Origin of the sequence: Cognaticolwellia beringensis (assembly GCF_002076895.1) — a bacterium.
Taxonomy (GTDB): domain Bacteria; phylum Pseudomonadota; class Gammaproteobacteria; order Enterobacterales; family Alteromonadaceae; genus Cognaticolwellia; species Cognaticolwellia beringensis.
In genome coordinates this window covers 174,958-187,799 of record NZ_CP020465.1, presented here as the reverse complement: position 1 = coordinate 187,799, position 12,842 = coordinate 174,958, and the positions used below count along the sequence as shown (strand labels likewise).

13 protein-coding genes are annotated in these 12,842 nt (G+C 40.3%); 9 read left to right on the top strand and 4 right to left on the bottom strand.

The window, feature by feature from the left end; genetic code table 11:
• Positions 1 to 19: 19 nt before the first annotated feature.
• Positions 20 to 1,090 (bottom strand): LPS export ABC transporter permease LptG, encoded by a 1,071-nt coding sequence (gene lptG, locus B5D82_RS00755; RefSeq protein WP_081148429.1) that lies wholly within the window; start codon positions 1,088 to 1,090, stop codon positions 20 to 22.
• Positions 1,087 to 2,211, bottom strand: a complete 1,125-nt coding sequence (gene lptF, locus B5D82_RS00750) for an LPS export ABC transporter permease LptF (RefSeq protein WP_081148427.1) — start codon at positions 2,209 to 2,211, stop codon at positions 1,087 to 1,089. The genes lptG and lptF overlap by 4 nt, the downstream gene beginning before the upstream one ends.
• A 239-nt stretch (positions 2,212 to 2,450) precedes the next feature.
• On the opposite strand from lptF, the gene pepA reads away from it, so the two are divergent.
• From pepA to B5D82_RS00730, 4 genes are all read left to right on the top strand, one after another.
• On the top strand, positions 2,451 to 3,956 hold the full coding sequence (pepA, locus tag B5D82_RS00745) for a leucyl aminopeptidase (protein WP_081148425.1): 1,506 nt from the start codon (positions 2,451 to 2,453) through the stop codon (positions 3,954 to 3,956).
• Positions 3,957 to 3,987: 31 nt separating this feature from the next.
• Positions 3,988 to 4,464, top strand: coding sequence for a DNA polymerase III subunit chi (locus B5D82_RS00740; RefSeq protein ID WP_081148424.1), 477 nt, complete (start codon positions 3,988 to 3,990; stop codon positions 4,462 to 4,464).
• Between the two features lie 22 nt (positions 4,465 to 4,486).
• The gene (locus B5D82_RS00735) at positions 4,487 to 7,357 is read left to right on the top strand and encodes a valine--tRNA ligase (RefSeq protein ID WP_081148423.1); all 2,871 of its coding nucleotides are present in this window, start codon (positions 4,487 to 4,489) and stop codon (positions 7,355 to 7,357) included.
• Positions 7,358 to 7,663: 306 nt separating this feature from the next.
• Positions 7,664 to 7,873: a cold-shock protein gene (locus B5D82_RS00730; RefSeq protein ID WP_077286195.1), complete on the top strand. Its 210-nt coding sequence runs from the start codon at positions 7,664 to 7,666 to the stop codon at positions 7,871 to 7,873.
• A gap of 121 nt (positions 7,874 to 7,994) precedes the next feature.
• Here the strand turns inward: B5D82_RS00730 and hemH are convergent, their stop codons facing one another.
• Both hemH and B5D82_RS00720 read right to left on the bottom strand, forming a co-directional pair.
• Positions 7,995 to 9,011 (bottom strand): ferrochelatase, encoded by a 1,017-nt coding sequence (gene hemH, locus B5D82_RS00725; protein ID WP_081148421.1) that lies wholly within the window; start codon positions 9,009 to 9,011, stop codon positions 7,995 to 7,997.
• Positions 9,012 to 9,020: 9 nt separating this feature from the next.
• Positions 9,021 to 9,599: a glutathione peroxidase gene (locus tag B5D82_RS00720; protein ID WP_081148420.1), complete on the bottom strand. Its 579-nt coding sequence runs from the start codon at positions 9,597 to 9,599 to the stop codon at positions 9,021 to 9,023.
• A gap of 332 nt (positions 9,600 to 9,931) precedes the next feature.
• Between B5D82_RS00720 and ccmA the strand changes: the two genes are divergently transcribed.
• Genes ccmA through ccmE form a run of 5 tightly spaced genes read left to right on the top strand, consistent with a single transcriptional unit; the run spans position 9,932 to position 12,751 of the window.
• A complete protein-coding gene (gene ccmA / locus B5D82_RS00715; protein ID WP_081154219.1) occupies positions 9,932 to 10,576 on the top strand; it encodes a cytochrome c biogenesis heme-transporting ATPase CcmA in 645 nt (214 codons plus the stop codon).
• An 11-nt stretch (positions 10,577 to 10,587) separates the two neighbouring features.
• Positions 10,588 to 11,271: a heme exporter protein CcmB gene (ccmB, locus tag B5D82_RS00710; protein ID WP_081148418.1), complete on the top strand. Its 684-nt coding sequence runs from the start codon at positions 10,588 to 10,590 to the stop codon at positions 11,269 to 11,271.
• Between the two features lie 4 nt (positions 11,272 to 11,275).
• On the top strand, positions 11,276 to 12,031 hold the full coding sequence (locus B5D82_RS00705; RefSeq protein ID WP_081154218.1) for a heme ABC transporter permease: 756 nt from the start codon (positions 11,276 to 11,278) through the stop codon (positions 12,029 to 12,031).
• Complete coding sequence (gene ccmD / locus B5D82_RS00700; protein ID WP_081148417.1) at positions 12,021 to 12,254, top strand: heme exporter protein CcmD; 234 nt, start codon at positions 12,021 to 12,023, stop codon at positions 12,252 to 12,254. Before B5D82_RS00705 ends, ccmD begins: the two co-directional genes overlap by 11 nt.
• 11 nt (positions 12,255 to 12,265) lie before the next feature.
• Entirely contained in the window at positions 12,266 to 12,751 is a 486-nt protein-coding gene (ccmE, locus tag B5D82_RS00695; RefSeq protein WP_081148415.1) for a cytochrome c maturation protein CcmE, read from the top strand.
• The last annotated feature ends 91 nt before the right edge of the window (positions 12,752 to 12,842 follow it).

Genomic DNA, 12,842 nt, shown 5'->3' with positions numbered 1-12,842 from the left:
TTTAAATTGTTTAATCACGCTAACTTGCGCGTCTATTCATTAAATACAAAGCAATACTGACAAAAATAATGCTAGGCATAAACGCACCAAAAATGGCGGGGAGTTGATAAACCAAACTGAGCGATCCCAGCACTTCGTTAACAATAAAGAATAAAATCCCTGTTGCCACACCCATCATAATTCTGGCGCCCATAGAAACTGAGCGCAATGGACCAAAGATAAAAGATAGCGCCACTAAAAGCATAACAGCCAACGTAATAGGTTGTGCTATTTTACGCCAAAATGCTAACAAATATCGACTCTTATCTTGCTTATTGGCATCTAAGTAATCTAAATAATCACTTAAGCCTCTAAGTGATAATGACTCTGGTTTTACCGTTACAACACCTAATTTGTCAGGGGTTAACGTTGAGCTCCAAGACATGATATCTTGGCTTTCTTTAGTAATTTCTGTCGCACTGATCTTCGTTTCAGTGACATCGCGTAGTTGCCAAGCATTTTTTTGATAAACTGCGCTGCTGGCCGACACCCAACTTGATAGCTTAAGCTGTTCATTAAAACGATATATTTGAATATCTTTTAAAGAGCCTTGATCTTGTACTTCACCAATATGAACAAAGTAATCGCCATCTTTCGCCCAAGTACCTCCCGACGATGAAATTAAACTACCACCTGATATAGCCTGAGCACGCACTTGTCGCGCTGCAGCCTCACCTTGAGGCGCAAGCCATTCACCAACGGCCATACTGACTACAATCAACAGCAAGGCTGATTTCATGACTGATTTAATAATATCGAGGCGAGAAAGTCCTGCTGCTTGCATAACAATCAGTTCGCTACTACTTGCCATCATACCCATGCCAATTAGGCCGCCGATTAACGCTGACATGGGGAAAAATAACGAAACATCTTGCGGAATAGCATAAAGCACATAAAGCGCAGCATGAGCTAAATCGTAATTACCTTTGCCGACTGACTTCATTTGTTCAACAAATTTAATGATACCGCTCAAACTGACAAATACTGCCAAGGTGAGAAAAGTCGTCGAGGCAATAATGCGACCTATGTACATATCTAGAATACGCATTATGCAGCACCCTTATTTATCGCTATTTTTGCTTTAAACTTCCGGCCACTCGTTCTTCCTTTCACCAACAAACTAAATCCCAACACCAGCACAACAAAGTGCACGGGCCACAAACCAATATATTGCGGAACAGAGCCTTTTTCTATGCCGGAACGAACCGCTGTCAGTAACAAGAAGTAACTTAAAAACAGTAATAGCGCCGGTAACATTTTACCAAATTTACCTTGGCGCGGATTAACTACACTCAGCGGCACTGCCACCAAAGTCATAATAATACAGGCTAATGGGAAGGCGATTCGCCATTGGCTTTCGGCGCTCGTTTCGGGTGTTTGATCTTGATAAAGTTCTGAAGTTGGAATAGCACTGAGTTTACGTCGTTTGTGCGCCACTTTTTGATCTTGAATTTGAATATAATATTTATCAAAAGCAACTTGGCGAAATTCTTTATTTTTTATGTCATTTTGATAACGTGTACCTGCCGACAATATCAAGCGTTGTAAGCCAGTTTCCTCTTCAACCACTTGTCCTGTTGCGGCATAAACTAAGCTAGAATCTATAACACTTGCGTTTGGTGTTTTTTCGTCAGGTAATTGAGCAACAAATACTTTTTCAAATGTATTGTCAGCTCTATTTTTATCATGAATAAAGACCACCGCTTTTTTATTGCCCGTTGTTTGGAAGCGACCGGCAATAAGTGAGCTTAATCCTGAGTCGGCCGCTATTTGATCTTTGACTTGATATTCATACTCTGCAGCCATCGGCGACAAATAAAGCGTGAATATACCGGTAATAATGGCGGTAACAAAACCCAGTATTAAGGTCACACGCACTACATACCATTCGCTTACACCACAGGCATGCAAAACCGTCATTTCATTTTCAGCGTAAATGCGACCATACGCCAATAAAACCCCAAGAAAAAAGCTCAGTGGTAAAATCATGCCAGCAAGATCAGGTATTTTCAGGCCAATAAATGTCATCACCAAATGACCTGGTATGCCACCTTCCGAGGCATCATCAAGTACGCGAACGAATTTATTGCTGATAAATATTGTCATAATGACAAGAAATACCGCAAGTTGGGTTTTAGCAACTTCTTTGAGTAAATAACGAAATATAATCACAAAGTGATCCTATAAAAACTTAGTTTTTTCTGACATACAGCCATTTTTTGCGTAAACTTGTTATTTTTAGCATTAAGTTAATTGTAAGCTTAACAGGTAATGCTGTGCAATCCGGCTATAATTATAGCCTTTAGCCGAATACAATTAAAAGCAAGCTTAGCGATTATTTACTGTTTTTAGCAAGCTTATTAGTATTTTTTCTATAAAATATACGCATTTGAGTCAAATTAGGAGACATCATGGAGTTCAGTGTAAAGAGTGGCAGTCCGGAAAAGCAACGTAGCGCCTGTATTGTCGTCGGTGTTTTCGAACCACGTCGTTTGTCGGCAATCGCTGAGCAACTAGATGAAATTAGTGAAGGTTATATCAGTAACCTGTTACGTCGTGGCGATCTAGAAGGCAAGTCAGGGCAAATGTTGTTGTTGCATCATGTGCCAAATATTCTTAGCGAACGCGTATTGCTAGTCGGTTGTGGTAAAGAACGTGAATTAGACGAACGCCAATACCGCCAAATTATCAGTAAAACTATTAGCACCTTAAATGAAACCGGCTCAATGGAAGCCGTGTGCTTTTTGTCTGAATTACATGTTAAAGGCCGTGATACTTACTGGAAAGTTCGTCAAGCGATTGAAGCAACACAAGATTGCCTTTACAGTTTTAACAGTTTAAAAACCCGTAAAGAAGAGCCTCGTCGTCCTTTACGTAAAATTGTCTTTAATGTACCAACGCGCCGTGAATTACCGATTGGCGAACGCGCCATTAACCATGCTTTGGCGATTGCTGAAGGTATAACGACCTGTAAAAACGTCGCGAACATGCCGCCAAACATCTGTAATCCTGCCTATTTAGCTGAACAAGCGCAAATTTTGGGTACCGATTACGACAATGTTACTACGCAAATTGTTGGCGAAAAAGAGATGGAAGAACTCGGCATGGGCTCATATTTAGCCGTAGGCCGTGGTTCTGTGAATGAGTCACTGATGAGCATTATTAAATATAATGGTGCTGGCGATGATTCAAAACCACTAGTACTCGTCGGTAAAGGATTAACCTTTGACAGTGGTGGTATTTCATTAAAACCAGGCGCAGGCATGGATGAAATGAAATATGACATGGGTGGTGCCGCCGGTGTTTTAGGTGCTATGCATGCCCTTGCAGAACTGCAATTGCCAATCAATGTTATTGGCGTTTTAGCGGGCTGTGAAAACATGCCAAGCAGCAACGCATATCGTCCTGGTGACATATTAACCACTATGTCGGGACAAACTGTTGAAGTATTAAATACCGATGCTGAAGGCCGTTTGGTTTTGTGTGACGCACTAACCTATGTTGAACGCTTTGATCCAGAACTTGTTATTGATGTTGCCACCTTAACTGGTGCTTGTGTCGTCGCTTTGGGCGCGCATGCAACAGGCTTATTAAGTACTCATAATCCACTGGCGCATGAGTTATTAAATGCTTCTGAGCAAAGTGGCGATAGAGCATGGCGTATGCCTTTATGGGACGACTATCAAGACCAACTTGAAAGTCCATTTGCTGATTTTACCAATTTAGGTGGTAAAGAAGCAGGCACAATTACTGCCGCATGTTTCTTATCTCGCTTTACCAAGAAATATCATTGGGCGCATTTAGATATTGCTGGTACAGCATGGCGCAGCGGTAAAAACAAAGGCTCAACAGGCCGCCCAGTAAGCATGTTAACGCAGTTTTTATTAAATCGCGCTGGCGCTGAGCAAGGCGAATAATTCTCAGTGAATTTATACGCGGAATAACGTCATGTTAACCCAAGCAATGTTCTACAGTATAGAAGAGCAAAGTACAGTCACAGGTGTAACTGAAGCACAGTTGCACCTGCATTATGCCTGTCTGCAAGCGGCTCACTTTTACCGACAAAATCAGCGAGTATTTATTTATACTCAAGATCAACAAAGCGCGCATGATATCGACGAAATGTTATGGGCTTTTGATCCCGACAGCTTTGTACCACACAATTTAATTGGTGAAGGTCCAAAGCAAGGTGCTGCTGTCGAAATAAGCTGGCAAGCACCCAAAAATCGCCGTGCGGTTTTAATTAATTTAACTAGCGAAGTACCCAACTTCGCTAACCAATTTTCGCATCTGATAGATTTTGTACCTGCCGATGAAACCTTAAAAGAGCAAGCTCGAAACCGTTTTCGTACTTGTCGCCAATGGGGTTTCAATGTCGCTCACCAAGTGGCTAGTGCACCGCAAACTATCGATACAACCAGTTAAAAATCTTCTGACGGAAACTCTGATGGAAAAAACATTTACCCCCTCTGACATTGAACAATCCCTGTATAAAAGCTGGGAAGAACAAGGTTACTTTAGCCCGACAGGTGAAGGCGACAGCTACAGCATTGCTATTCCACCGCCCAACGTAACGGGTAGTTTGCATATGGGCCATGCTTTTCAGCAAACCATAATGGACACCTTAATTCGTTACCAACGTATGCAAGGTAAAAATACCTTATGGCAAACCGGTTGTGACCACGCTGGTATCGCAACGCAAATGGTCGTAGAACGTAAAATTGCCGCAGAAGAAGATAAAACCCGTCACGACTATGGCCGTGAAGGTTTCATTGATAAAATTTGGCAATGGAAAGAAGAATCGGGTGGCACAATCGGTAAGCAAATGCGCCGTTTAGGTAACTCGATAGATTGGTCACGTGAAAGGTTTACCATGGACGATGGTATGTCTGAAGCGGTCCAAGAAGTTTTTGTTCGTTTATTTGAAGACGACCTGATTTACCGTGGTAAACGCTTAGTGAATTGGGATCCAAAATTCCATACCGCTATTTCTGATTTAGAAGTAGAAAACAAAGATAAAAAAGGCCACATGTGGCACTTGCGTTATCCGTTAGCTGATGGTGCAAAAACGGCTGAAGGTCTAGATTATTTAGTGGTAGCAACCACGCGCCCTGAAACCATGTTAGGTGACACCGGTATTGCCGTTAATCCTGAAGATCCTCGATATAAAGATTTAATCGGCAAGCAAGTATTATTACCTTTAGTTAATCGCTTAATTCCCATTGTTGGTGATGATCATGCTGATATGGAAAAAGGCACAGGTTGTGTAAAAATCACCCCTGCTCATGACTTTAACGATAATGAAGTAGGTAAGCGTCACCAATTACCACAAATCAATATTTTTGATAAAGACGCTGCCGTATTAGCCGCCGCTGAAATCTATGATACCAAAGGTGAAGTCTGTAATGCCTACGACACCGCATTACCGGCTGAATTTGCTGGCATGGACCGATTTGTTGCCCGAAAAGCCATCGTGGCTAAGTTTGACGAATTAGGTTTATTAGTTGAAGTAAAAGAGCATGACTTAGTCGCGCCTTACGGCGATCGCTCTGGTGTAATTATCGAGCCATTATTGACTGACCAATGGTATGTACGTGTTGAAAAATTAGCAGGGCCTGCAGTTGATGCAGTAAAAGACGGCCAAATTGAGTTTGTACCTAAGCAATACGAAAACATGTATTTTGCTTGGATGAATAACATTCAAGATTGGTGTATTTCACGTCAACTTTGGTGGGGACACAGAATTCCAGCTTGGTATGACGAAAATGGTAAAGTTTATGTGGGTCGAACTGAAGCTGAAGTTCGCGCTAACAACACCATTGCCGATGATATGAAGTTAAAACAAGACGATGACGTGCTTGATACTTGGTTTTCATCAGCATTATGGACTTTCTCTACCCTAGGGTGGCCAAAAGAAACTGAAGATTTAAAAACTTTTCACCCGACTGATGTTTTGGTAACCGGTTTTGATATTATTTTCTTCTGGGTTGCTCGTATGATCATGATGACCATGCATTTCAACAAAGACGAGAATGGCAAATCACAAATACCATTTAAAAAAGTCTACATGACCGGCCTTATTCGCGATGAAAATGGCGATAAAATGAGTAAATCAAAAGGTAATGTTGTTGATCCATTAGATATGATTGATGGTATTTCTCTTGAAGACTTATTAGAAAAACGTACTGGTAATATGATGCAGCCTAAATTGGCCGCTAAAATTGAAAAACTGACCAAGAAAGAATATCCAAACGGTATTGAAGCACATGGTACTGATGCCTTACGTTTTACCTTAACGTCTGTAGCAACTACCGGTCGTGATATTAGCTGGGATATGAAACGTCTTGAAGGTTACCGTAACTTTACCAATAAATTATGGAATGCCAGCCGTTATGTCATGATGAATACTGAAGAGTTTGACTGTGGTCGAACGTCATCAAACCAACCAGCTGGAGAAATGACGTTTTCATTAGCTGATCGCTGGATTATGGGACAATTTCAACAAACAGTTAAAACAGTGCATGAAGCGTTTAACTCTTATCGCTTTGATCTTGCTTCACAGGCTTTATACGAATTTACCTGGAATCAATTCTGTGACTGGTATTTAGAGCTCACTAAACCTGTGCTATTTAAAGGTAATGAAGCGCAACAACGTGGAACCCGTCATACCTTAGTTACTGTTTTAGAAGCTTTATTGCGTTTAATGCACCCTATTATGCCGTTTATCACTGAAACAATTTGGCAGCGTGTAGTGCCTTTGACTAACTTTGAAAAAACTGGCGATAGCATTATGATTCAAAGCTTCCCACAGTTTGATGAAAGCCAATGCGACCAAACCGCTATTGACGATTTAGAGTGGGTTAAACAACTTATTGTTGCTATTCGTAACATTCGCGGCGAAATGGATATTGCCCCTAGTAAGCCGTTGCCTGTGCTTTTAAAAAACGTTAGCGCTGATGATCAACGTCGCTTAACGGAAAACGAGCAATTTATTAGTGCCTTAGCTAAACTCGACAGTATTACTGTACTCGCCAGCGATGATAATGGCCCTGCTTCAGCAACCGCTGTTGTTGGCAATTTATCACTATTAATACCCATGGCAGGATTAATAGATAAAGATGCTGAATTAGCGCGTTTAGATAAAGCCATTGATAAGTTATCAAAAGATGCAGACCGTGTTCGAGGCAAGCTGAATAACGAAAGTTTTGTTGGCAAAGCCCCTGAATCTGTTATCAATAAAGAAAAAGCTAAGTTAGCCGAAGCTGAGTCTACCATCGCTAAAATGGTTGACCAGAAAGCCCAAATAGCTGAAATTTAGCTGATTAGTTCGAAATAAATCATAAAAGCCAGCATCTTAGCTGGCTTTTTTTTATTTTAAAAAAGTCAGCTAATCTTAGTGTTTTTTAGAGATTCCTAAATTCTATTGTGTTAATATGTCTTCGCGTTGAGTTTTTGCGTTTCGGGATAAGGAGAGATCTTGTGGTCAATAGACCTATGATCAGCCTAGACGCTTTAATATGTGTTACTGGAAACCTTTCTTTGCCTTCTTTTAGGTAGAGAGCATTTACTCCGCATATGGCCATTTTGGCTAAACTTTAATTTTTGATCTGCGAGAAATGTTAGTATGTCTGATACAGTAACTGGTAAAGTAAAATTTTTTAACGAATCTAAAGGATTCGGTTTCATCGAGCAAGAAAACGGCGCTGACGTTTTTGTTCACTTTAGTGCAATCTCTGGTGACGGTTTCCGTACTTTGACTGATGGTCAAGCGGTAACTTTCAGCGTAAAACAAGGCCAAAAAGGTCCTGAAGCTGAAAACGTAGTTGCATCTTAATCTAAAGTGCAAAACTTTCTTTAGTTAATACTAAAGATAAATAAAAAAACGAAACTTATGTTTCGTTTTTTTGTTTCTGGCTCTTGGTAAAATATAAACTAGCTTAAAATCACCTAGGTTATTAAGTGATATGTGGCTCTATTAAATCAAGCATAACGTCAATGTGCGCATCTGCGTCATTTAGTGCGGCAATATAGTGATATTGTTCACCACCCGCAGTAATAAATATTTCTTTATTTTCGTGAACTAACTCTTCTAAAGTTTCTAAACAGTCAGCGCTAAAGGCTGGGCTAATAATAGCGACATGTTTATTTCCTGCTTCAGCAAGACTTGCTAATGTTTCATCCGTATAGGGTTTAAGCCATTCTGCTTTGCCAAAACGCGACTGAAAAGTCATCACATAATCATCTTTACTTAAACCAAGCTCTTCAACCACTAAACGCGTAGTTTTATGACTAAAACAATAATATGGATCGCCCTGCTCTAGAAAATATTTTGGCATACCATGGTAAGAAAAAACCAACTTATCGGGTTTGCCATGAGCGGCTATATGGTTATTAATACTTGCCGCTAATGCTTTAATATAAAGCGGCTTATCATGGTAACTACTTTGAAAATGAATACTTGGGATCCAACGCCAGGTTTTAATTTTATTGAACACAGCATCAAACGTAGCACCTGTAGTTGGCCCCGCATATTGCGGGTACAGAGGCAGAACAATAATATTATTAACGCCCTGTGCTTGAAAACTTTCTAACGCGTTGCCAATTGAAGGATTACCATAACGCATGGCAACATCGACGATGACGTTATCGCCATACTTATCGGTAAGGGCTTTTTCAACTTTAGCTTTTTGTTGTTGGCTAATCACTAATAGAGGCGAGCCCTGCTCTGTCCAAATACTTTCATATAACTTAGCCGATTTTTTTGGCCGCACTCTAAGGATAATGCCATGTAAAATAACTAACCAAATCAAGCGGGGAATTTCTACCACACGTGGATCAGATAAAAATTCACGCAGGTAACGTCTAAGCGCACCGGGCGTAGGACTATCGGGCGTTCCTAAATTAGTTAACAGCACACCAGTTTTCGCGGTGCAATCATGAATTTCTTTACTTTGCCCTGCATATCTTGACATAAATGTTCTCTATAAAATTTCGTTAACAGCGTTGATAAATTCTTTTGAATCAGGTTTTACGCGACTGTTAAAGTGTTTAACCGTTTTTCCATCCGCGCTAACCAAATATTTATAAAAATTCCACTTTGGTGCGGTAGTTTCATCGGCTAGTTGTTTAAAAATAGGATGAGCCTCACTGCCAAATACATGCACCGGTGATAACATCGTGAATGTTACACCATAATTTACAAAGCAAATGTCAGCGGTATCTTTTTCATTATCTTCTTCTTGGAAAAAGTCATTTGAAGGAAAACCAATAACGACTAAGCCTTTATCTTTATATGCTTTGTGTATGGTTTCAAGCGCTGTAAACTGGGGTGCAAAACCGCAATGGCTAGCGGTATTTACAATTAATATTGCCTTACCAGCTGTGAACTTACAAAGGTCTAGCTTTTCTTTTGCATGCAATTTCTTTTCACTGTGCTGCATAAAGGCTAAACACTGCGACGACGCTTCTACATTGTTAGATTCAGTAATAACTGAGCCTGCTTGTGCTTTAAAAGTAAATGGCGTTAAAGCAATAAGAGTAATCAACAATAGATTTTTCATGAGTTTCCTTTTTAGCGCTACTTCTAACGACATATTATCGTAATTAACTAAGCAAAGGAATTATCCATGCCTATGATAATATGCTATTAATTCAATTATATTGTCATACGAATTTATTTCATAAATTGATCACTTAACGGTAATTTAGAATGCTCATAACAACGGAATATCTGTTACTAGCCTTTTTTGAACGATATAGTATCATACCCTTTGTGTGCAGCGATCAGGTTACACTCGGTCGTTGTTATTACTCAATAACGACTTTTACCAATACCTTCGTGTAATAACGAGTTAAGTGAAGAAGTTTGTCAAACCTAAACATTGAAAATAAAATTACGCTATCGAACACGAAAAACTTGTTAAGTGCGAACAACTTAACATGTATACGTGAAGACCGTGTGTTATTTGAAGCGCTTAACTTAAGTATCTGTGCGGGCGACATTCTACAAATTGAAGGGCCCAATGGCGCAGGAAAAACTAGCTTATTGCGTATTCTTGCCGGTCTTTCTCAGCCTTATGACGGCTGTGTTTCTTTTCAAAATAAAAACATTGCTCAATACCGCGAAATATTTCATCAAGATTTACTGTATTTAGGGCATCTGCCCGGTGTTAAAGACGAGATGACCGCTCAAGAAAATCTTGAGTTTAACCTCACTTTGCATGGCTTAGATCGCAAAACAGCCGAAGTGACATTAGCAGAAGTTAATTTATTAGGTTTTGAGGATGCGCTCGCTTCTCACTTAAGTGCAGGACAGCATCGTCGTATTGCTTTGGCGCGATTGTGGCAAAGCCAAGCTAAAATTTGGATTTTGGATGAACCCTTCACCGCTATCGATAAATTAGGCGTAGAAAAATTAGAGCGACTCTTTATGCAACATGCCGATAATGGCGGCTGTGTCATATTAACTACCCATCAAGATCTCTCATTACCCGCAGAGCGAGTAAAGAAAGTCACTTTAGCTTATCGGTTTTATTAGGGTAATTATTCATGACACAACTTTCATACCGAGCGGCCTTTGCTTTAATTGTTAAAAGAGACCTAATGATCGCTTTTCGTCATCGCGACGATATTATCAATCCATTACTTTTCTTTATTATTGTAGTCACTTTATTTCCGTTGGGCGTTGGCCCAGAAAGCACTATGCTATCACGCATCGCACCAGGCATTATTTGGGTTGCTGCATTATTATCAACATTGCTGTCACTGGATAGATTATTTAAATCTGATCATGCTGATGGTTCGCTCGAACAAATGTTATTAAGCCCTCATCCGATATTTATTTTAGTACTGGGGAAAATTTTTGCTCACTGGTTACTGACCGGCTTACCGTTAATACTCATCGCACCATTGCTAGCGGTATTGCTACATTTGCATGAAAGTAGCTACAGCGCACTTATGCTGACTTTATTGCTAGGTACGCCAGTATTGAGTTTATTAGGCGCAATAGGTGTCGCCTTAACTGTCGGTATTAAAAAAGGCGGAGTGCTTTTAAGCTTACTCGTGTTGCCGCTTTACATTCCTGTGCTCATTTTTGCCACCAGTGCCATTGACAGTGCAGCAATGAACTTACCTTATAACGGACAACTTGCTATAATCGCGGCAATATTTTTTGCCTCGTTAACCTTGGCCCCCTTTGCTGTTAGCGCAGCGCTGAAAGTGAGTACAAATTAATATGATGTGGAAGTGGTTACACCCTTATGCAAATCCTGAGATTAGCTATCATTTTGCCGGTAAAATTCTCCCTTGGTGCGCACGCTTAGCCTTTACTTTTTTAACCATAGGTATTACTTGGGCATTGCTATTTGCTCCAGCAGATTACCAACAAGGTGATACCTTTAGAATTTTCTACATTCATGTGCCTGCGGCCATGTTGTCGATGGGGATCTATTTAGGCATGGCCATCGCTGCATTATCCGGTTTAGTATGGCAACTAAAACTGGCAGACGCTTCAGCGGCAGCTATGGCACCTATCGGCGCGACCTTTACTTTTATCGCACTGGTTACTGGCGCGGCCTGGGGTAAACCTATGTGGGGCACTTGGTGGATTTGGGATGCTAGGCTTACCTCTGAACTGATATTACTATTTTTATACTTAGGCGTTATGGCTTTACATAATGCCTTTGAGGATAAAACTTTAGCTGGAAAAGCCGCTGGTATTCTCGCCTTAGTTGGTGTTATTAACTTACCTATTATTAAGTATTCCGTTGAGTGGTGGAATACACTACATCAAGGTGCAACAGTAAGTAAATTAGGTCAGCCATCAATGACTGCCGATATGTTTTGGCCCTTTTTAGTTTGCTTTATTGGCTTTGCTTTTTTAGTAACCACACTAATATGCCTTCGTTTTCGCACAGAAATATTAAATCGTAACAGCATGCGACCTTGGGTACGTGAATTAGTAACTAACGAGGAGAAAGCGCATGCAGTTTGATAGTATCAGTGCATTTTTAGACATGGGTGGTTATGGCTTTTATGTCTGGCTATCTTATGGTGCTAGTATTATAGCCTTAGCATTATTAGTTTTTTCTAGCCTCAGTAGCCATAAAAAAATTAAGCAACAAATCGCCCAACGCATAAAGCGTGAAGCAAAATTACGTCAAGCGGCCGAGCTGCAAAAAGCACAAACTGGTGCTGATATCAGTCATATTATTTAAGAGGTAACATCATGAATCCCCGTCGTAAGAAACGATTAACCATAGTAACGTCATTGATCATCGGTTTAGGTGTTGTGGCTGGTCTAGTGTTATATGCACTAAGTCAAAATATAGATTTATTTTATAAGCCTTCAGAAATATACAAAGGTAAAGAAGACAGCGGCCTTAAAGCGATTAATGGCCAACGATTACGTATTGGTGGTTTAGTCGTGCCAGGTAGTGTTCACCGGGACCGTGAAAGTTTACACGTAAGCTTTAAGCTAGCAGACATGAGAATGCCGATTAGCTTCTCAGAGTCAGATCCTACAGTAACAGTAACCTACGACGGCATATTGCCTGACTTATTTCGTGAAGGGCAAGGTATTGTCGCTAACGGCGTTTTAGTGAACGGTAATATGATTGAAGCAAGTGAAGTATTAGCCAAACACGATGAAAACTACATGCCGAAAGAGCTCGCTGATGATATGGGTGTGAAGCCGATTAAATCAAGCTATTAGTAAAGTGCAGTTAATGTTAAATAGTTAACTATTGCCTACTGACAAGTATCAATTTCTGTATAAACAAAAAAGCGAACTAAAATATTAGTTC